The sequence below is a fragment of the Krasilnikoviella flava genome, assembly GCF_900167525.1.
Lineage (GTDB): Bacteria > Actinomycetota > Actinomycetes > Actinomycetales > Cellulomonadaceae > Isoptericola > Isoptericola flavus.
The window spans coordinates 398,463-417,998 of record NZ_FUZQ01000003.1 but is presented as its reverse complement, the minus strand read 5'-3'; the positions used below and the strand labels follow the sequence as shown (position 1 = coordinate 417,998).

General features: G+C 73.8%; 19 protein-coding genes. 8 read left to right on the top strand and 11 right to left on the bottom strand.

Going from position 1 to position 19,536, the window contains the following annotated elements; all coding sequences use genetic code 11:
* The 4 genes from galK (at window position 1) to B5Y66_RS09885 (ending at window position 6,324) form a co-directional block, all read left to right on the top strand.
* Complete coding sequence (gene galK, locus B5Y66_RS09900) at window positions 1–1,269, top strand: galactokinase (protein WP_079573971.1); 1,269 nt, start codon at window positions 1–3, stop codon at window positions 1,267–1,269.
* Between the two features lie 84 nt (window positions 1,270–1,353).
* Window positions 1,354–4,635 carry an RICIN domain-containing protein gene (locus tag B5Y66_RS09895; protein WP_079573969.1) on the top strand — a complete coding sequence of 1,094 codons (3,282 nt, stop codon included), beginning with the start codon at window positions 1,354–1,356 and terminating at the stop codon, window positions 4,633–4,635.
* 53 nt (window positions 4,636–4,688) lie between these two features.
* On the top strand, window positions 4,689–5,894 hold the full coding sequence (locus tag B5Y66_RS09890) for an MFS transporter (protein ID WP_079573966.1): 1,206 nt from the start codon (window positions 4,689–4,691) through the stop codon (window positions 5,892–5,894).
* Between the two features lie 61 nt (window positions 5,895–5,955).
* The gene (locus tag B5Y66_RS09885; protein WP_245807032.1) at window positions 5,956–6,324 is read left to right on the top strand and encodes a DUF5808 domain-containing protein; all 369 of its coding nucleotides are present in this window, start codon (window positions 5,956–5,958) and stop codon (window positions 6,322–6,324) included.
* 54 nt (window positions 6,325–6,378) lie between these two features.
* Here B5Y66_RS09885 and B5Y66_RS09880 read toward each other — a convergent pair whose 3' ends face one another.
* Together B5Y66_RS09880 and B5Y66_RS09875 are read right to left on the bottom strand one after the other, a co-directional pair.
* On the bottom strand, window positions 6,379–7,155 hold the full coding sequence (locus B5Y66_RS09880) for a thioesterase family protein (protein WP_079573964.1): 777 nt from the start codon (window positions 7,153–7,155) through the stop codon (window positions 6,379–6,381).
* 167 nt (window positions 7,156–7,322) lie between these two features.
* Window positions 7,323–8,210, bottom strand: a complete 888-nt coding sequence (locus B5Y66_RS09875; protein WP_079573962.1) for a helix-turn-helix domain-containing protein — start codon at window positions 8,208–8,210, stop codon at window positions 7,323–7,325.
* A 112-nt stretch (window positions 8,211–8,322) separates the two neighbouring features.
* On the opposite strand from B5Y66_RS09875, the gene B5Y66_RS09870 reads away from it, so the two are divergent.
* Both B5Y66_RS09870 and B5Y66_RS09865 read left to right on the top strand, forming a co-directional pair.
* On the top strand, window positions 8,323–9,540 hold the full coding sequence (locus B5Y66_RS09870) for a multidrug effflux MFS transporter (protein ID WP_079574457.1): 1,218 nt from the start codon (window positions 8,323–8,325) through the stop codon (window positions 9,538–9,540).
* A 45-nt stretch (window positions 9,541–9,585) separates the two neighbouring features.
* The gene (locus tag B5Y66_RS09865; RefSeq protein ID WP_079573960.1) at window positions 9,586–10,605 is read left to right on the top strand and encodes a zinc-dependent alcohol dehydrogenase family protein; all 1,020 of its coding nucleotides are present in this window, start codon (window positions 9,586–9,588) and stop codon (window positions 10,603–10,605) included.
* A 13-nt stretch (window positions 10,606–10,618) separates the two neighbouring features.
* On the opposite strand, the gene B5Y66_RS09860 is transcribed toward B5Y66_RS09865, so the two are convergent.
* From B5Y66_RS09860 to B5Y66_RS09840, 5 genes are read right to left on the bottom strand one after another with little or no spacing between them, the layout of a single operon-like run.
* The gene (locus tag B5Y66_RS09860) at window positions 10,619–11,260 is read right to left on the bottom strand and encodes a LysE family translocator (protein WP_079573958.1); all 642 of its coding nucleotides are present in this window, start codon (window positions 11,258–11,260) and stop codon (window positions 10,619–10,621) included.
* Between the two features lie 43 nt (window positions 11,261–11,303).
* Complete coding sequence (locus B5Y66_RS09855; protein WP_079573956.1) at window positions 11,304–12,548, bottom strand: Fic family protein; 1,245 nt, start codon at window positions 12,546–12,548, stop codon at window positions 11,304–11,306.
* Between the two features lie 28 nt (window positions 12,549–12,576).
* Entirely contained in the window at window positions 12,577–13,731 is a 1,155-nt protein-coding gene (locus B5Y66_RS09850) for an NAD(P)/FAD-dependent oxidoreductase (RefSeq protein ID WP_079573954.1), read from the bottom strand.
* Complete coding sequence (locus tag B5Y66_RS09845) at window positions 13,721–13,963, bottom strand: helix-turn-helix domain-containing protein (RefSeq protein WP_079573952.1); 243 nt, start codon at window positions 13,961–13,963, stop codon at window positions 13,721–13,723. The genes B5Y66_RS09850 and B5Y66_RS09845 overlap by 11 nt, the downstream gene beginning before the upstream one ends.
* Entirely contained in the window at window positions 13,963–14,442 is a 480-nt protein-coding gene (locus B5Y66_RS09840; RefSeq protein ID WP_079573950.1) for a DUF2975 domain-containing protein, read from the bottom strand. The genes B5Y66_RS09845 and B5Y66_RS09840 overlap by 1 nt, the downstream gene beginning before the upstream one ends.
* 164 nt (window positions 14,443–14,606) lie before the next feature.
* On the opposite strand from B5Y66_RS09840, the gene B5Y66_RS09835 reads away from it, so the two are divergent.
* Window positions 14,607–15,068 carry a DUF1330 domain-containing protein gene (locus B5Y66_RS09835; protein ID WP_217700771.1) on the top strand — a complete coding sequence of 154 codons (462 nt, stop codon included), beginning with the start codon at window positions 14,607–14,609 and terminating at the stop codon, window positions 15,066–15,068.
* Between the two features lie 34 nt (window positions 15,069–15,102).
* On the opposite strand, the gene B5Y66_RS09830 is transcribed toward B5Y66_RS09835, so the two are convergent.
* Window positions 15,103–15,576 (bottom strand): DinB family protein, encoded by a 474-nt coding sequence (locus B5Y66_RS09830; RefSeq protein ID WP_322788696.1) that lies wholly within the window; start codon window positions 15,574–15,576, stop codon window positions 15,103–15,105.
* 122 nt (window positions 15,577–15,698) lie between these two features.
* Window positions 15,699–16,364: a hypothetical protein gene (locus tag B5Y66_RS09825; protein ID WP_079574451.1), complete on the bottom strand. Its 666-nt coding sequence runs from the start codon at window positions 16,362–16,364 to the stop codon at window positions 15,699–15,701.
* Between the two features lie 110 nt (window positions 16,365–16,474).
* On the opposite strand from B5Y66_RS09825, the gene B5Y66_RS09820 reads away from it, so the two are divergent.
* Complete coding sequence (locus B5Y66_RS09820; RefSeq protein WP_217700770.1) at window positions 16,475–17,716, top strand: low temperature requirement protein A; 1,242 nt, start codon at window positions 16,475–16,477, stop codon at window positions 17,714–17,716.
* Here B5Y66_RS09820 and B5Y66_RS09815 read toward each other — a convergent pair.
* Both B5Y66_RS09815 and B5Y66_RS09810 read right to left on the bottom strand, forming a co-directional pair.
* Window positions 17,640–18,497, bottom strand: a complete 858-nt coding sequence (locus tag B5Y66_RS09815) for an alpha/beta fold hydrolase (RefSeq protein WP_079573946.1) — start codon at window positions 18,495–18,497, stop codon at window positions 17,640–17,642. The two genes, B5Y66_RS09820 and B5Y66_RS09815, sit on opposite strands and share 77 nt — an antisense overlap.
* A gap of 41 nt (window positions 18,498–18,538) precedes the next feature.
* Window positions 18,539–19,399: a CPBP family intramembrane glutamic endopeptidase gene (locus B5Y66_RS09810; protein ID WP_079573944.1), complete on the bottom strand. Its 861-nt coding sequence runs from the start codon at window positions 19,397–19,399 to the stop codon at window positions 18,539–18,541.
* Between the last annotated feature and the right edge of the window lie 137 nt (window positions 19,400–19,536).

Below are 19,536 nucleotides of genomic sequence, written 5' to 3'. Positions count from 1 at the left end.
ATGACCACGGGAGCACAGGCCGCGACGGCCGCCGCCTGGCACGACGCCTGGTCGCCCGCCGACGGCGCGCGGCGGGCCCGGGAGCTCTTCGCCCGGGCGTTCGGCGAGGACCCGGCCGGTCCGCCCGCGGGCGTGTGGTCCGCGCCGGGGCGCGTGAACCTCATCGGGGAGCACACCGACTACAACGCCGGCCTGTGCCTGCCCACGGCGCTCCCGCACCGCACGTACGTCGCGCTGCGGCCGCGGCCGGACGGCGTCGTCCGCCTGGCGTCGGCGCAGGCCGACGGGCTGTGGGAGGCCGACCTCGACGACATGGACCCGGCCGTGGGCACGACCCCCGGGTGGGGCGCGTACCTCGCGGGCGTCGCGTGGGCGCTGCGCCAGGCAGGGCACGGCGTCGGTGGCTTCGACGCGGCCGTCGACTCGTGCGTGCCGTTCGGTGCCTCGCTGTCGAGCTCCGCCGCGCTGGAGAGCGCGGTCGCCGTGGCGCTCGACGACGTGCACGGGCTCGGCCTGGGCGGCACCATCGCCGGCCGGTCCCGCCTGGTCGCGGCGTGCGTGCGCGCGGAGAACGACGTGGCCGGCGCGGCGACGGGCGGGCTCGACCAGTCCGTCTCGCTGCTGTGCCGCGCAGGGGAGGCGCTGCTGCTCGACTTCCGTCCCGGCCTCGCGCCCGAGGAGCACGCCGTCCGGCTGCCGTGGGACCTGGCCGGTGCCGGGCTCACGCTGCTGGCGGTCGACACGCGGGCGCCGCACCAGCTCGTCGACGGCCAGTACGCGGCGCGGCGCGCGTCGTGCGAGCGGGCCGCCGCGCTGCTGGGCCTCGGCAGCCTGCGCGAGGTCGTCCCGGGATCCCTGGACGACGCGCTCGCCGCGCTGGTCCCGCACGACCCGGACGGCGTGCTGCGCCGCCGCGTGCGGCACGTCGTGACCGAGACGGCGCGCACGGCGCACGTCGCCGAGCTCGTGCGGGCGGGGGCGTACGTCGAGGTCGGGCCGTTGATGACCGCGTCGCACGCCTCCCTCCGCGACGACTTCGAGGTCACCGTGCCCGAGCTCGACCTGGCGGTGGCCGCGAGCCTCGCGGCCGGTGCGCTCGGCGCCCGCATGACCGGCGGCGGCTTCGGTGGCTCGACCCTCGCGCTCGTGCGCGCGGGTGACGTGGACGCCGTCGTGGCGGAGGTAGCCGCCGCGTTCGCCGCCGCCGGCCTCGCCGCGCCCGCCTTCCTGCTCGCCCCGCCGTCCGCCCCCGCGGGCCGGACGGACTGATCCGCACCACCAGACCGCACCACCAGATCGCATACCCGTCGCACGACCCCACCCATCGCACCGACGCGAGAGAGAGGTTCACCGATGAGCCCGACGAGAAGGAACGCACGACGGCGGCTCGCCGTCGTCACCGGGGCGGCCGGCGCGCTGCTGGCGGCGGGGCTGGTCCCGGCGTCCGCGCAGCCGGCGACGACCGCCGCCACCGCCGCCTCCACCGCGACCGCCGTCGACGCCGCCGGGGTGACGGTCCGCCCGGACCCGTCTTACGCGGGGGAGCCGTTCGAGGGCTGGGGCACCAGCCTCGTGTGGTTCGCCAACGCGACGGGCGGCTACCCGGACGAGATCCGGGACCGCCTCGCCGACATGGTGTTCGGCGACGAGGGGCTGAACCTCAACATCGCGCGGTACAACATCGGCGGCGGCAACGCCCCCGACGTGCCCGACTACCTGCGCGCGGGCGGCGCCGTCGACGGCTGGTGGCAGGCGCCCGAGGGCACCACCCGCGAGGACGTGGACTGGTGGGACCCGGCGGACCCGGAGCACTGGGACGCCGACGCGGACGCCACGCAGCGCTGGTGGGTGGACCGCATCAAGGACGACGTGACGCACTGGGAGGCGTTCAGCAACTCCCCGCCGTGGTTCATGACGGAGTCCGGTTACGTCTCCGGGAACTTCGACGCCGGCACCGACCAGCTGAAGCCCGGCAGCATCGACGACTTCGCGCAGTACCTGGTGGGCGCCACCGAGCGGCTCGAGGACGCGCACGGTATCGACGTCGACACGATCGACCCGTTCAACGAGCCGAACACCGACTACTGGGGCACCCGGCTCGGCGCGGACGGCAACCCGACGGGCGGCCGGCAGGAGGGCGCCCACATGGGCCCCGAGCTGCAGCAGCAGGTGATCCCGGCGCTCGCGGACGCCCTCGACGGCTCCGGCACGGACGCGGTGATCTCGGCGATGGACGAGACCAACCCGGGCCGCTTCGCCACCAACTGGAACTCCTACCCGGACGCCGTGCGCGACCAGGTGTCCCAGCTCAACGTGCACACGTACGGCACGGGCCAGCGCACGTCGGTGCGCGACATCGCCAAGGGCGAGGACAAGCCCCTGTGGATGAGCGAGGTGGGCGGCTCCTGGTCGAGCACCGGGCAGGACTTCGAGTCCATGGAGTCCGGCCTCGGCAGCGCGCACCAGATCGCCGACGACCTGCGCGAGCTGGAGCCGTCCGCGTGGGTGTTCTGGCAGCCCGTGGAGGACTACGACAACATGGCGCCCGGCGGGGAGAGCCCCGAGGGCGGCAACTGGGGCGAGATCCAGCTCTCGTTCTCGTGCACCGAGGACGACACGCTCGAGACCTGCCCGATCTACACCAACACCAAGTACTGGGTCACCCAGAACTTCACGCACTACATCGCGCCGGGGGACCGGCTGGTGGGGGTCGACGACGCGGACAGCACCGCGGCCGTGTCCGCCGCGGGCGACGCGGCGACCGTCGTGCACGTCAACGACACGACGGCGGCGCGCGACGTCACGCTCGACCTGTCGGGCTTCGCCGACACCGCGGGCGCGACGGTCACGCCGGTGACCACCAGCACCGACGGCTACCTGGTCGAGGGCGAGCCCGTGGCCGTCGAGGATGCCGCGGCCACCCTCGCCGTGCCGGCGGAGTCGGTGACGACGTTCGTCGTCGACGGCGTCTCGGGCGTCGCGGACGACGCGCCGCTGGCGCAGGACGGCCACGTCTTCCGGATCGACGGCGCGCAGTCGGACCGCTCGCTCGCGCCCGCGGGCGGCGCCCTGCAGATCGTGACCGACGACCCGGCCGCGGCCGAGCAGCTGTGGACGCTCGACGACCTGGGCGCCCCGGAGGGCTCCGGCTCGCACCGCACCCGGTACGCCGTGACCAACGTGGCGACGGGCCAGCAGCTCGCCGTGGGCGACGACACCTCCGCGGTGCTCGCGGACGCCCCGGCCGACCCCGCCGACACGCCCGAGGCCGCGCGCTGGATCCTCTCCACGACCGGCGACGGCACGTTCACCCTGGTCAACGCGTCGTCCCGCACCTTGCTCGAGGTGGGTGGCGAGGCCACGGCCGACGGCTCGCCCGTCGGGACCTACCGGGCCACGTCGGGCGCGAACCAGCGCTGGGCCGTCGTCGACGAGACGGTGCTGGGCACGGAGCCGGTGGACGTGTTCACCACGCCGGGCGTCGCGCCCGAGCTGCCGGGCGTCGTGACGCCCGTCTACCCGGGCGGCGCGCGCGGCGAGCTGCCCGTGGCGTGGGACTTGCCCGGTGACGACGCGTGGGCGCAGGCCGGCACGGTCGAGGTCACCGGCACGGTGCAGGTCCCGGCCGGCGGCACGGTCGAGGCGACCGCCACCGTGCTGGTCGACACGCTCGAGCGGACCGAGACGGCTCGCGCCGAGGCGTACGCGGGCGAGGACGCAGCGGCGGTCGACCTGCCCGGCGCCGTCACCGCCGTCGCGGCCGGCGGCGACGAGGTGCAGCGCCCGGTGACCTGGGACGACGTCCCCGCGGGGGCGTTCGACGAGCTCGGCGTGGTCGAGCTGACCGGCGCGGCCGACGACGGCGCGGGCGGCACGCTGCCCGCCACGGTGCGGGTGCTGGTCACCGCGCCGGGGGAGGCGAACGCCGCGCTGGCCGAGGGCACCACGGCGTCGGCCACCTCCACCGAGCCCGGCTACCCGGCGTCGCGCGTCATCAACGGCGACACGTCCGACAAGGGCTGGTCCAACTGGCGCTCGGACGCCAAGAACCCCGAGGACACGCTCACCGTGACGCTCCCGGTCGCGCGCGACGTGACCGGCGTCGTGACCCGGTTCTACCGGGACGGCGGCCACCGGAGCTGGGCGACGGGCGTCACGGTCGAGGCGCGGGTCGACGGTGCCTGGCAGGCCGTGGGCGAGGCAGCCACCGACGACGCGACGCTGGTGGCCGACGTCCCCGCGGACGTGCACGCCGACGCGGTGCGTGTGGCCATGACGGCGCACGAGGACACCCACATGATCGTCAGCGAGATCGAGGTGCTGGCGAAGGTGCCCGGCGACGCGGAGCCCACGTGGGACGCGGCGGCGACCTACGACGACGGTGACGTGGTCTTCCACGACGGCGGGCAGTTCGCCGCCACCTGGTGGACCCGTGGCCAGGAGCCGGGCGCCTCGGTGCACGGGTCGTGGCAGGAGCTCGTGCGCGGCGGCGACGGCACGGCCGTGTGGACGGCGTCGCGGATCTTCGACACGGGCGACGTCGTCGTGCACGACGGCGTGCGGTACGAGGCGAAGTGGTGGACGCGCAACCAGGAGCCGGGCGGCACGAAGCACGGCCCATGGAAGGTGCTCTGACGTCGGGGTCTCCTGACCCCGACGGGGGCGGGGCCGCGCGATAGGTTCGCCCGATGCGCCGTCCCGCCCCGCAGCCCTCGTCGTCCGTCGCCCGCGTGCCGGGGTTCCGGCCCCTGCTGGCGATGTCGGCGCTGGGCTTCTCGGGCTACGCGCTGCTGCTGCCGGCCGCGCCGCTGTGGGCGGTGCACGGGGGAGCGAGCGAGGGCGGCGCCGGCCTCGTCAACGCGGTGCTCATGCTCGCCACCGTGCTCACGCAGACCACCGTGCCGTGGCTGCTGCGGCGGGTGGGGTGGCGGCTCACCATGTCGGCGGGCGTGCTGCTGCTCGGCGTGCCGTCGCTGCTGTTCATGGTGACCGACCAGCTCGGCTGGCTGCTGGCGTTCTCGGCCGTGCGCGGCACGGGGTTCGCGGTGCTGACCGTGTGCGGGTCGAGCGCCGTCGCCGCGCTCGTCGACGGGCCGCGGCACGGCCGCGCCATCGGGCTGTACGGCCTGTCGATCGCGTTCCCGCAGCTGGTGCTGGTGCCGAGCGCGGCATGGGTCGCCGAGACGCTCGACTTCCGCGTCGTCTTCGCCCTCGGTGCCCTGCCGGTGCTCGCGGTGCCGTTCGCCGCGGTGCTCGGCCGGTGCCTCGACGCCCTGGACGCCAAGGCCGACGCCGACGCCGCGAGCTTCGGGCAGGTCGACGACCAGGGGCCCGGGCGCGGGCGCGTCCTGCTCGCCCTGGTGATGCCGTCGCTGGTGCTGCTCGCGGTGACGACGCCGGGCGGGGCGCTGCTGACGTTCGCGCCGCAGTTCGCCGGGGGAGCGGGCGCCGCCGTGGCGGGGCTGCTCGGCTTCACCGCCGCGACCGCCCTCGCGCGCTGGGGCGTGGGCGGGCTCGCCGACCGGTTCGGGCCCCGCGTCTTCCTCGCGCCCCTGCTGGCGGTGTGCGCGGGCGGCCTGGTGCTGTGCGCGTGGGCGATCGCCGAGGGCGGCGCCCGGCCGGCCGTCCTCGTGCTCGGCATGACGATCGTCGGCGTCTCCTACGGCAGCCTGCAGAACCTCACGCTCGTCGCCGCGTTCGCGGCCGTCCCGGCGCGGCAGCACAGCACCGCGAGCGCCGTGTGGAACATCGGGTTCGACGCCGGGACCGGGCTGGGGTCGCTCGTGGTCGGGTTCATCGCCGCGGGGACGTCGTTCTCCGTGGGGCTGCTCACGACGGCCGTGGTGTGCGTCGTCGCGGCGGCCGCCGTCCTTCTCACCCGACCCCGGCGCTGAACGGCGCGCCCGTCGGGTGCACGATGGGAGGACCTGACGACGACGACCAGCGGAGGCCGAGATGGGCACGCAGCACGACAAGCAGCACACGAAGCTGCAGGGCAAGCCGCAGGAGAAGCCCGACCGGAAGCGGAAGGGGCCGAACCTGTTCCAGCTGGTCATGGTGGCGCTGGTCGTCGCGGCGGTCACCAAGGAGCTGCAGAAGGACAAGGAGGACCGCACCTGGCACGGCACGGTCGCCGGGTTCGTCCCCTACGAGTTCCGCGTCCCGACCGCCGAGCGGTTCCGCGAGCGCGTGTGGGACCCGGAGGGCGAGCACCTGCTCAGCCCGCACGTCTTCGGCGTCGGATGGACGCTCAACCTCGGCCGCGTGGTGGAGCTGGTCAAGCGCCGGGTCGAGAACGCGCGCGAGGACGCCGCCCCGGCCTGACACGCCGGTGTGACACGCCCGCGCCGACACCGTGTGTCGACACGGTGCGCGCGCTCACGGGGTCAGGCCTCTCACGACCAGTCCCTGCGCGAGGGCGCCGAACGCGCCGCGCTCGTCGTGGAGCACGCTGGACGTGAGGCCGGCGCCGTCGGCACCGAACACGACGGACGTGTCCAGACCGAGCCAGCCGCCCTCGGGGGCGCGGTGCAGGTGCGTCGAGAGGTCCACGTTGGGGAAGGCGACCTTCCGCGGGTCGGCGCGCACCGTCATCCCGTTCGCGACGTCGAACAGCCCGACCGTGCGGGCGAGGGCGCTCACCTCTTCGTCCTCCACGAGCGGGTGGCCGGTGCGCACCCAGACGGTGCCGCGGCCCGGCTCGTCCAGGGTGCGGCGCACGTCGATCGACGCGACGAAGGCGCCCGGCCAGTCGGTCGTCGGGTCCCACGCGGGCGTCTCGTCCGGCCCCGGTAGCGGCGCGGGTGCACCCCCGGCGAGCTCGGTGGTGTCGCCGGTCGCGGTGAGCCACGCGCGCACCGTCACGACCCGCCGCCCGCCGCACACGACCCCCGCCTCCACCAGCTCGACGCCGCGCCCCGGGCGCAGCACGCGCACGTCGGTGGTCATCTCCTCGAGGCGGTACGGGCCCCAGATGTCGAACGTCAGCCGGGTGGCCACCAGGTCGTCACGGCCGCGCTTCTCCCGGTCCGCCTCCACCAGGTGGGTGAGCAGCCCGAGCGTCGGCGCCACGTGCTGCTCGTCGGTCTTCCAGGCGCCGCCCACGTGCTCGGTGGGCTGGAACGTCGTCGCGCCGGTGCGGCGGAAGTAGGCCATGGTGTCCGTCCTTCGTGGGGAGACGGCCATCCTGCCAGGGCGCAGTTGCGGGTTCTCCCGGACGGCATTCATGTGGATGGCAGGAAGGTGACCCGCGCGGACCCCCTCGCCGCGGGCCGGGTGAGCTCTGCCCGGGAGGCGGCTCCGGTTCGTCGCGTGCCGGACCGTCAGCCGGCCTGTCCGGCGGCGACGTCGGCGGGGTCCGCGGCAGCGCCCCACGACGCCAGCAGCCGCAGCCGCTCGGCCGACGGCGAACCGGGCTCCGCCGTGTAGACGAGCAGGACCTGGCCGGGCTCGGCGGTGATGGCGAGCTCCTCGAAGGCGAGGGTCAGCTCCCCGACGACGGGGTGGTGGAAGCGCTTGGTGCCCGTGCCGTGGATGCGGACGTCGTGCGCGGCCCAGAGGGTGCGGAACGTCTCGCTGCGGGTGGACAGCTCGCCCACCAGGTCCTGGAACGCCTTGTCGTGCGGGTTCCGGCCCGCCTCGCCGCGCATCACTGCCACGCACATCTCGGCCATGAGGTCCCAGTCCGGGTAGAAGTCGCGCGCCGCGGGGTCGAGGAACTGGAACCGGGCCAGGTTGGGCGTGCGTCCGCCGTCCCCGATGACGGGGGCGTAGAACCCGCGGCCGAGCGCGTTGGTGGCGAGCAGGTTCTGCCGCGGGTCGCGGACGAACGCGACGGCGTCGGTGATCGCCTCCAGCGCCCACTGCAGGCTCGGTCGCGGGGCGCCGGGCCTGGTCGTCCGGCCGCGCGAGCGCCCGGACGTCGGGATGCCGTCGGCCGCCCGCGCGAGGTCGAGCAGGTGCGCCCGCTCGGCGTCGTCCAGGTTCAGGGCGCGGGACACGGCGTCGAGCACGGACGCGCTCGCGCCCGCGATGGCGCCCCGCTCGAGCTTCGCGTAGTACTCGACGCTGACCCCGGCCAGCATGGCCGCCTCGCTGCGGCGCAGCCCGGGCACGCGCCGGTTCGACCCGCCGGGCAGGCCCACCGCGTCCGGGGTCACCTTGGCGCGGCGCGACATGAGGAACTCGCGCACCTCGGCTCGGTTGTCCATGCCGCCAGGCTAGGCACGGACGCGGCGTCGCGGCGGCCGTGAAGGGTGTACTGGCGGTACACGGTTCGTCAGGGACTCCCGCCGCGCGGCTGCGCGGCGGACGCTGGTGGACATGCCCGCTCCCGCACTGCTGCTCCTCTTCACCGTCTTCGGGCCGATCTCCATGGACCTGTACCTCCCGGCGCTGCCCGCGCTGACGGCGGACCTCGGGGCGGCGACGTCGGTCGCCCAGCTCACCGTGACCGCCTGCCTCGTGGGGCTCGCCCTCGGGCAGCTCGTCGCGGGGCCGCTGTCGGACCGGTTCGGGCGGCGCGGCGTGCTGCTGGTCGGGGTCGTCGCCTATGTGGCGACGTCGGCCCTGTGCGCGGTCAGCCCTACCGTGGAGCTGCTGATCGGCGCCCGCTTCGTGCAAGGCCTCGCCGGCGGCGTCGGCATCGTCATCGCGCAGGCTGCGGGCCGCGACGTCTTCGAGGGTGGCGCTCTGATCCGCTTCTACGGCCGCCTGACGGTGGTCGGGGGACTCGCGGCGATCGTCGGCCCGCTGCTGGGCGGGCAGCTGGACACGGTGACCGACTGGCGCGGCCTGTTCGTCTTCCTCGCTGCCGCGGGCGCGGCCATCCTCGTCGCGGCGCTCGTCGCCTTCCCGGAGACGCTGCCCGCCGACCGCCGCACCACCGGGGGCTTCGCGCAGACCGGCCGCGACTTCCGGGTGCTGCTGTCCGACCGGGTGTTCGTCGGCGCGGTGCTGCATCAGGGCTTCATGTACGCGGCGCTGTTCGCCTACCTGTCCGGGGCGACGTTCGTGCTGCAGGGCATCTACGGGCTGTCCCCGCAGGGGTACGCGCTCGCGTTCGGCCTGAACTCCGCCGGCTTCATGGTCTGCGGGTTCCTCGCGGGCCGGGCCGCGGAGCGCTGGAGCCTGCCCGGCAGCCTCGCCGTCGGCACCGGCCTCGCCGGCCTCGGCGCCGTCGGGCTGCTGGTGTCCGGGCTGGTGGCGATGCCGCTGTGGGTCGTCATCGTGTCGCTGCTGGCGCTGGCGAGCGGCGTGGCCACGACCTCCCCGCCCGCGACGACGCTGGCCCTCGTCGGCTATCCGCGGCTGGCCGGCACGGCGTCCTCCCTGCTCGGCATGGTGCGGTTCGGCCTCGGCGGCGTGGCCGCGCCGCTGGTCGGGCTCGCCGGCGCGGCGACGATCCTGCCCCTGGGCCTCGTCACCGTCGTCGCCGTCGCCCTCGCGGCCGTCGCCTTCCTCGTGCTCGCCGGGCGTCCGCGCGCCGCGGCGCCTGGCGTCCACCGCATCGACCTCGACGCGGACCTCGTCCACTCCTGACCAGCCCTGACCACCCCGAACGAGCAACCCGAACGGAGCACCACCATGCGCGGAGTCATCCTGCACGCCCCCGGCGACGTGCGCGTCGAAGAGCGCGACGACCCCACGATCATCGAGCCCACCGACGCGATCATCCGGGTCACGGCGACCTGCATCTGCGGGTCCGACCTGTGGCCGTACCGTGGCGTGGAGGACGTCCACGACGCCGTCATGGGCCACGAGTACGTCGGCGTGGTCGAGGAGATCGGCGCGGACGTGAGGACCGTCAAGGTCGGCGACTTCGTCGTGGGCTCGTTCTGGGCGTCGGACAACACCTGCGAGATCTGCCGGTCCGGCTACCAGGCCTACTGCGTGCACCGGGTGCTCATGGGCACCCTCGGCACCCAGTCGGAGCGGGCGCGCATCCCCCTGGCCGACGGCACGCTCGTCGCGACGCCCGGGATGCCCGACGACGACCTGGTGCCGTCGCTGCTCGCCGCGTCCGACGTGCTCGGCACCGGGTGGTTCGCCGCCGTCGCCGCCGAGGCCGGCCCCGGCAAGACCGTCGCCGTGGTCGGCGACGGCGCGGTCGGGCTGCTCGGCGTCCTCGCCGCGAAGCAGCTCGGCGCCGAGCGCATCATCGCGATGTCCCGGCACGCCGACCGGCAGGCCCTGGCCCGCCGGTTCGGTGCCACGGACATCGTCGAGGAGCGGGGGGCCGCGGGCGTGGCCCGCATCAAGGAGCTGACCGGCGGGCTCGGCGCGCACTCGGTGATCGAGGCCGTCGGCACGCAGGAGTCCATGATGCAGGCCGTGCACTCCACCCGTCCCGGCGGGCACATGGGCTTCGTCGGCGTCTCCCACGACGTTGCCCTGCCTGGCGACGACATGTTCATGGCCGGCATCCACCTGCACGGCGGCCCCGCCCCGGTGCGCCGGTTCCTGCCCGAGCTGGTCCGGCTCATCTGGGACCGGGAGATCGACCCGGGCCAGGTCTTCGACCTGACCCTGCCCCTCGACCAGGCGGCCGAGGGCTACCGGGCGATGGACGAGCGCCGCGCCACCAAGGTGCTGCTCACCGTCTGAGGCGGCCGGCCGGTCACGCCTTCGCCGGCGTCAGTGCCAGGGTGCCGGCGAGGCCGAGCATCATCCCGCCGCCGGTGGCGCGGACGGCGGACAGCCGGCGCGGCGACCGCGCGAACCACGCGCGCGCCGTGCCGGCCAGGATCGCCCACGCGCCGTCGCAGACCAGCGCGATCAGGGCGAAGACGAGGCCGAGCACGAGCATCTGCAGCGGCACGGCGCCGGCGTGGAAGTCGACGAACTGGGGGAGCGCGGCGACGAAGAACACGATCGTCTTCGGGTTGGTCGCGCCGACGACGAACCCCTGCCGCAGCGTCGTCCACGACGACGCGGGCCGCACCCTCGGGTCGACGGCGACGTCGGTGCCCTCGCGCCGGTGCCGGATCGCCTGGATACCCAGGTAGGCGAGGTACGCGGCGCCGAGCAGCTTGACCACGGTGAACAGCGCGACGGACTGCGCGACGACCGAGCCGACGCCCAGCGCCACGGCGGTGATCGGCACCAGCGAACCCAGCTCGTTGCCGAGCACGCTCAGCAGCCCGCCCCGGCGGCCCAGCGACAGCGACCGACCGACGACGAACAGCACGCTCGGCCCCGGGATCGCGATCAGCACGACCGAGGCGAGGGCGAAGGCGAAAAGCGATTCCACCGGGGGCACAGGATGAACCTAGCCCTGCGCCGGGACGCCGGGAACCCCGGCGCTACCTCGCAGGTCGCGGCGTCGGCAGGGCAGTGGGCTGGATGCCGGGAACCAGGCGATCCATCATCCGCAGAAGCCTCGGGGCCTGGTAGACCTCCGAGCGGCGGAACCGGCCACCGGACGGTTCCAGGATCTGGGCCTCGAGAAGGTTGTCGATCACCTTCCGAGCGGTGACGCCGGACGTTCCGAGCGCCTGCTGGAGGTAGCGGGCGGTGATGACGGGTTGTTCGGCGAGGATCCGCAGGGCATCGTGCACTCTCGAGTCGGAGCGGAAACGGGCCACCCGCTCGGCCCAGTCGTGCTGCACCTCGGCAGACTCGATCATGATGCGTTCGGTCTCGTCGCACGCGTCCGCCAGGATGTCGGCGAAGTAGGCGACGAACTGGCTGACCGCCTCGGACCTGTCGACCGGATCTCCGTGCCGGAAGTCCGTGAGGCGGCGGACGTACTCGTCGGTGTCCCGGCGCAGCACGACGGACAGCGGGAGCACGCCCTGTTCGAGGACGGCGGCGCGGGCGAGGTAGCCGTGCACGAGCACACGTCCGGTGCGCCCGTTGCCGTCCTCGTACGGATGGATCGTCTCGAACTGGGCATGGATCAGCGCCGCCTTGATCAGCGGGCTGTCCGGGCTGCGGTTGGCGTAATCCAGCAGGTTGCCCATGAGTGGGGGCACGCGGTCGGCAGGCGGCGCGACGTAGGACGCGGTCAGCTTCGACGAGCCTCCGATCTGGACGTCGACCTCGCGGTATCCACCGATATGGACGTGTGGCGCGATGGCCCGGTGGATGTCGTGCACCGACGTGTCGTCCCACGGGTCGCGGAGGGACTCCACGCCGTCGCGCACGGAGTTCAGGTTGCCGAGGATGGCGTGGGCGGTGTCGAGCCGATCGAACTGGTAACCCTCCAGCCCGGGATCCAGGTCCTTCAGCTGGGCGACCATGACGTTCCGGGGAGTCTCGCGCAGTCCTTCCACCCACGAGGAGGAGATGGACTCGGAACGCACCAGTGTCGCGTAGAGGATCGGCTGTGGCCGGTCACGGAGCCGCTCCGCGGTACGGGCGACGCCGGCTGAGACGTCGGTGATGGCCTCCATGGCGTCCGCGTCCAGCAGCGGCGCCATCCGCATGTCCAGCTCTGCAGGGAAATAGCGGCGGTATGCGCCGCCGCGCCGGTCGGCCGATCGCATCGCACCGAGGTCGGGTACCTGGACTTCTCGCACCCACAGGGTGGGTTCGTCGGTGGTCACGGTAGCCCTCTCCTCTCTCGCCCTCTGGTTAAGGGTAGCGCGCTAGCCTTAACTGTGGAGCGCCGGCGGTTCGAGGTTCCGGGAAGGACCCGTGCCCGAAGAGGATGCGTCGCGCGGCAGCACGACCGGGAGTCGTGCGCAGCGCGGCGACACCGGCGGCGGCCACGGCGGGCGTGCGCACCAGCGACAGGCCGCGGCGCATCGTGAGCCGCCCGCGGAACCGGGCGCGCAGGGCTGCGCCGTCGTAGGCGGCGAGCTCACGACGGTCGCCGGTGCGCAGGGCGCGGTCGAGGACGTCGGCCGCGTGGGCGGACAGCCGCAGGCAAGGATCGAGGCCGCCCGCCGTGAGCGGCGAGACGGCGCCCGCGGCGTCGCCGACGAGAAGCCCGTGCGGCCCGGCGATGCGGCGCAGCAGCCCGCCGACGGGGATCGGCCCGGCCCGTCGCTCGACCGCCTCCGGCCGGGGCAGCCCCGCGAGCCCGGGGGCGCTCGCGGCGAACCGTCGTAGCGCGTCGCGCAGACCGTGCGGGTAGCGGTCGGCGTAGCCGGCGACCCCCACGTGCGCGTGCCGGCCGTCGTCGAGCACCCAGGCCAGGTAGCCGGGTGCGAGCCGCGGGTCGAGCACGCAGTGGAACGCCGGCACGGCCGCGGGGCGGTGCGGGACGGCGAAGACCTCCTCGGCGCCGACCAGCAGCTCGCGGTTGCGATCCAGGCCCAGCTCGCGCGCGACGGCGGACCGGGCGCCGTCGGCCCCGACGACGAACGTCGCGCGGACCTCGACCGGGCCGCCGGGGCCGTGCAGCAGGTGGGCGCCGTCCTGTCTCCCGAGGTACCGGGTGCCCAGCTCGAGCCGCACCCCGGCGGCGGCGGCGCGCGTGGCCAGCTCCAGGTACAGCGGCGCCATGTCGCCCACGCGGAACTCGTCGTGCGCGCTGTCGAGGGTCACGGGGTTCCGGTGCGACGGCGGGTAGAGCACCATCCGCCGGATCGGCGGGCCGAGGTGCTCGGGCGGCAGGTCGAAGTCCTCGAGCGTGCGGCGCACGAAGATGCCCGTGGTGCGGACGGTGGCATCGAGGCGGGTGCGCCGGTCGGCGAGGACGACGTCGTGCCCCCGCCGCGCGAGCTCCGTGGCGGTCCACAGCCCGGCGAGGCCCGCCCCGACCACGAGCACGTCAGCCCTCATCACCGGCACCCCCGTCCGGCGCGTCCTCGTCGTCGACCCACTCGAGCAGGTCGCCCGGCTGGCAGCCGAGCACCCGGCACATGGCGTCGAGGGTGGCGAACCGGACCGCCTTGGCGCGCCCGTTCTTGAGGACGGCCACGTTGGCGGGTGTGAGCCCGACGCGCTCCGCGAACTCGCCGACGCTCATCTTGCGACGGGCGAGCTCGACGTCCAGACGGACGACGATCGGCATCAGATCACCCCGTCGAGGTCGGTGCGCAGGTCGGTGGCCTGCCGCAGCAGCGCGCGCAGCACGACCATGAGCAGCCCGACGGCGGCCCCGACGAGCAGCACCCCGAGGAGCAGCGCGGCCAGCCCGGCCAGCCCTTCGGTGGCCACGAGCAGCACGAACGCGCCGAGCACCAGCAGCCAGGCGCCCGCGACGGCGGCCACGATGCCGTTCACCCAGACGAGCGCGTGGTCGGAGAAGATCCGGTCGTCGCGGACCATCGTCAGCAGCCGCCACGTGCAGACCACGACCGCCTCGACGCAGGCGAGGCCGACGACGGCGAGCGCCAGGAGGGGCCAGCGCAGCGGCGCCAGGTCAGGTGACTCGCCGGCCATCCGGGCGAACGCCGCGGGCAGCACGGCGACCTGGGTGACGACGAGGGCGGCGAAGGTCGCGACGAGCAGCGCGCGGAGCGGCACGACGAGACGTCGGGTGCGTGACATGCGGACGAGCGTGGGTCATCCGGCTATCGAAAGTCAATAGATATCGATCGCTCTACAGAACCTTTGCAGGATGAGTGCACCCGGTCGCCGACCATGGTGAGCTCGCTCTTGTCCTGACATCTGTGGCGCGAACCGAGGACTGTTCCAGCCCTGATCCAGCGTCGGTGATTCGTCCAGCGTCGGTGATTCTTGGTGGGGTCGGTGCCGCGTGTCTCGCCCGGATGCTTCCGGATGCCATGATCGGCGGCGTACGGAGCCCGACCGACTGGAAGGACACCATGCCCGCCTATGTCATAGCGCACCTGCAAGAGGCCGCCCCGGCCCCTGAGGTCGTGGAATACATCGAGCGCATCACCGCCACCTTCGAGCCGCACGGCGGCCGATTCCTCGTGCACGCTGCGCAGCACGAGGTGAAAGAAGGAGCTTGGCCGGGGCACGTCGTGGTGATCGGCTTCCCTGGGATCGCTGAGGCACGGGCCTGGTGGGACTCACCTGCGTACCAGGAGATCGCACCGCTGCGCTCGCGGCACATCGAGGGCGCCATCATCCTGGTCGAGGGCGTCCCCGCGGGGTACGACCCCACTGCCACCGCCAAGGCGATGCGGGAGGCCATGCCGACCGAGTAGCCCCAGGTCATGCGCTCGGCTCAGGCTCCGAGGGTCACAGCCCTTCGGCGTCAAGGAGCTGCTCACGCAGGATGTCGGCGTGCCCGCAGTGGTGGGCCAGCTCGCGCAGGACCTGCAGGTACACCCAGCGCAGCGTTCGCGGTCCGGCCCGGTGGCCGGTCGCGACGGTGTCCAGAGGCAGGTCGGTGACCATTGACCGGGCCGTCGCACAGGCAGCGCGGTGGGCCGCCGTGACGGAGGCGACGGTGTCGACGTCGGTGAGCCGGAAAGACTCCTCCGGGCTCTGAACCAGGCCGAGAGTCCGACGGGATGTGCCGCCGACGCACTCCTCGAACCACACCCGCTGCATCCATGTGACGTGCTTGAGCAGTCCGAGCAACGTCGTCGACGACGGAACGAGCCGGCGGCGGGCCTGCTCCTCGGTGAGGCCGTCGAGGGTTGACTCGAGCGCGCTCCGGTACTCCTCCACGAACGCATCGAGCTGGATGCGTTCGTCGTCCAGCGGCACATCGAACGAGCTCATGAGGGTCTCCCGCGACGTCGTAGACCGAGGGCGCGTCGGCTCGTGCGAGCGGCGACCCACGGTGGTCGGCATGCCAGACCGGGCATCAAGGACATTCTGCGACAGCCCTAGTCCTCGCCGCCGAACAGGCCGCCGTCGAGCAGCCAGTGGTAGCGCAGGCGCAGCGCGCGCTCCGTGCTGGCCACCAGCGTGGCGACGAGGAGCGCGACGTTGAGGCCCGCCGAGAGATGGACGGGCGACGTGAACGTGCCGAAGTGCTCCGCGACCGGCGGGATCTGCGAGACCTGCTCGACGATCTGCGGGACGCCGAGCACCAGCGCGAGGGCCAGGACCACCCAGGTCGCGACCCCGATGCCGCGGCTCAGGCCCGGTCGGTCGCGCTCCAGGCGGGCGCGGCGGCCCTCGGCGGACGCCGGGTCGGGGGTGAGCTGCCGCTCGCGCCCGTCGGGGGCCACGTAGTGGCAGCGCCGCAGCCCGTAGCCGCTGTTGTCCACCTGCACGGTGCCGCCGGTGACGGGGAGCTCGGCCGGAAGCTTCGACGTGGCCTGGTGGACGCCGTCGCGGTACAGCCGGGCGCGCACGTCGCCGTCGTCCGAGTCGCCCCAGAGCCGGACGTCGACGGACCACCTCTCGGGCCGGCCGTCGTCGCCGACGAGGTCGAGGTGGAAGAGCGCCCGTGACAGGGGCTGCCACCAGCGGTAGCGCTTCAGGGCATGGCCGTCCCCGGGCCTGACCCGTCGGGCGGCACGCCGACGCCTGCGGTCCGAGAACATCCCCGGCAGCGTAACCGCCACCCCGGACGCCTGGCCCGTCGGGCGCACCGGGTGCACGATGTCTCGCGGAGTCCTGCGGCTCCCGCACCGACACCACGGAGGACCGCGCGATGAGCACCCCCGAGACCACCGCCGCCCGATCGCGCCTCCTGCCGATGCGGGCGCGCGACCCGCACGAGCCCGGCAGGACGGCGAGCACGCTCGAGCTGTTCTTCGACCTCGTCTTCGTGGTCGCCGTGAGCACGGCCGCGGTGCAGCTGCACCACGCGCTCACCGAGGGGCACGTGGGTGGCGGGCTGGCCGCCTACGGGATGGTGTTCTTCGCGATCTGGTGGGCGTGGATGAACTTCACCTGGTTCGCCACGTCGTTCGACACCGACGACTGGCTCTACCGCGTCCTCACCGTGGTCCAGATGGCCGGCGTGCTGGTGCTCGCGGCCGGGATCGAGCCGGTGTTCGTCGACGGCGACTTCACGGTGGTTATCGCCGGGTACGTGGTGATGCGCGTGGCGATGATCGTGCAGTGGCTGCGCGCTTCGGGCACGGCGGGGCCGACGCGCGGCGCGACGCGCGCCTACGCGGCGGGCATCGCCGTCGTCCAGGTCTGCTGGCTCGCCCTCCTGGTGCTGCCCGAGGCGGTGCAGGGGGTGGCGTGGGTCGTGCTCGCCGCAGCCGAGCTGGCGGTCCCGGTGGTCGCGGAGACCCGCGGCCGCACGCCGTGGCACCCCCACCACATCACCGAGCGGTACGGCCTGTTCACGCTGATCCTGCTCGGCGAGAGCCTGCTCGCGTCGTCGAACGCCATCATCGAGGCACTGCACGACGAGCAGGACCTCGGCTCGCTGATCTCCGTCGCGGTGGTGACCGTCGTCGTGACCGCCGCGCTGTGGTGGATCTACTTCTGGCCGCCGCACCACCGCGCCCTGGGGGAGGAGGCCCGGCTGTCGCGGTCGCTGCGCTACGGCTATGTGCACTACTTCGTCTTCGCCGCGGCGGGTGCGTTCTCCGCGGGCATCGAGGTGGAGATCGACGCGCTCACCGGGCACACCGCGCTGAGCGACGTGGGGGCGTCGTTCACGGTCACGATCCCCATCGCCGTGTTCGTGCTGGGCATCTGGTGGATCGCGATCCGCGACAACGCCGACCGCGTGGTCAACACGGTGGTCCCGGTGGGCGCGCTGCTCGTGCTGTGCGACCCGGTGGTGCCGATCCCTGTCACGCTCACCGCCGTGATCATGGTGGCGATCGTCGTGGTGCTGGTGCTGCACCCGCCGCTCAGCGCGCCGCGACCTCTGCGAGGAGCTCGGCGGCGGGAGCCGGGTGCACCAGCCAGCCGAGGTGGCTCGAGCTGAGCGTCCGCACGTCGTAGGGGTTGTCCGGCGTGAGCGTGTCGCCCTCGCGGATCAGCCGGTCCTGCATGGCGAGCGGGAGGCTCGCGTCGTCGGTGAGGCGCACGTAGGTGCGCGGCACGGTGCCCCAGGTCGCGGCCTGCGCGACGTCGTCGGCGGTGCCGGCGTCGAGGTTCTCGTCCGGCTGGAACGTGTTGAGGAAGACGCGGAACTCGTCGTCCGTGCCGTCGGCGTGGAACACGGCCTTGAGGCCCGCGACGACCTCCGGGTCGGCGGTGCGGAAGTTGCAGCGCAGGAGGCCGACGTCCGCAGGGTTCGCGGCCAGGGCCCCGACCAGGGCGCCGGCGTCCACGGACGCCATCTCCGGCTCGGCGTTGTAAGCGGCCGCCTCGAGCTCCACGGGCGCCCAGGCGGAGACGTACACGAGGCGGTCGACCAGGTCGGGCCGGGCGTTGGCGACCGCGGTCAGCGTGACGCCGCCGCGGCTGTGCCCGACGAGCACGACGGGGCCGTGCTCGCGCGCCCGCTCGAGCACCTCGATCACGCGGGCGGCGTTGTCGGCGAGCGTCACGCCCTTGATCGCCCCCGGCGTGGTGGCGAGCCCGGCGGCGTCCTGCGGCGCCTGGTACGCGGCGGGGAAGGTCGCCTCGAAGCCGTGGCCGGGCAGGTCGACCGCCAGGGAGCGGTGGCCCCGCAGCGCGAGCTCCGCCTGGAGCGGCGCGAACGAGAACGAGTTGGCGAAGGCGCCGTGGACCAGCACGAACGTGGGGGCGGTGGGAGGCATGACAGGGAACATATCGGGTGCCGGCCCGCGACGCGGGGAGCTCAGGCGGAAGCGGGCAGCGGCGTGTCCTGACCCGTGCGGCGGGCGTTCACGGCGCGCGCGAGGAACAGGCCGACGATGCCGAGGGCGACGAACAGCAGGTTCGTCGGGCCGGCGAGGGTGACCAGGGTGTTGGTCGTGGCGCCGCCCGAGACCTCGTCGATCCCGCCGGTGGACAGGAAGAGCAGCGGGTCGAAGAGCCCGTGCAGCAGGATCGGCCAGACGAGGTTCCGGGTCACGCGCAGCGTGAGGTACATGGCGGTGCCGAAGCCGAACGTGTAGACCACGGTCAGGGCCACCGTGCCGAGGGGCATGCCCGACAGGATGTTCGCGGAGTGCAGGAGGGCGAACACGAGGGACGACACCACCATCACCGCCCACTCCGACCAGCCCCCGCGGCGCAGCATCGTCACGACGATCCCGCGGCACAGGACCTCCTCGACGAACCCCACGAGCAGGCCCGCCGCGAGGGCCGTCGCGACGACCCCGGGGGCGTAGGTGGCGTAGTCGATCCCGAGGGCGCGCAGCACGATCGGCACGAGCACGAGCGCCGGGGCCACCCACATCCACCCACGCCCGGGGAGCGCCTGGCGGGCGAAGAGCACCGGGAACCAGCGCAGCGAGACGAGGAACACCGTGAGCACGACGGCACCGACGAGCAGCGGCGCGGCCAGGCCGAGGAACACGCTGAGCGGCGTCGCGAAGATGTCGTCGGTGTCGACCAGGTCACCGAACCATGTGCCGACGAGCAGCCCGGCGAGCAGGTAGAGCGCGAGGTACACGACCGTGACCAGCAGCGCGCGCCACAGCCCGCCGCGCTCCCAGAAACCCCGCCATCGTGACGTGACCGGCGTGCCGACCATCGTGTCCCCCTGCCGTCGCGCCGTCCGGGGGCGGATGCCCCCGGCCGAACCGTAGACGCTGACGCGCGCCGGCGCGCGCGGTGCGCACCCCCTCACCGGAGGGGACGCCGCAGCGGAGCGTACGAGCGTACACATCG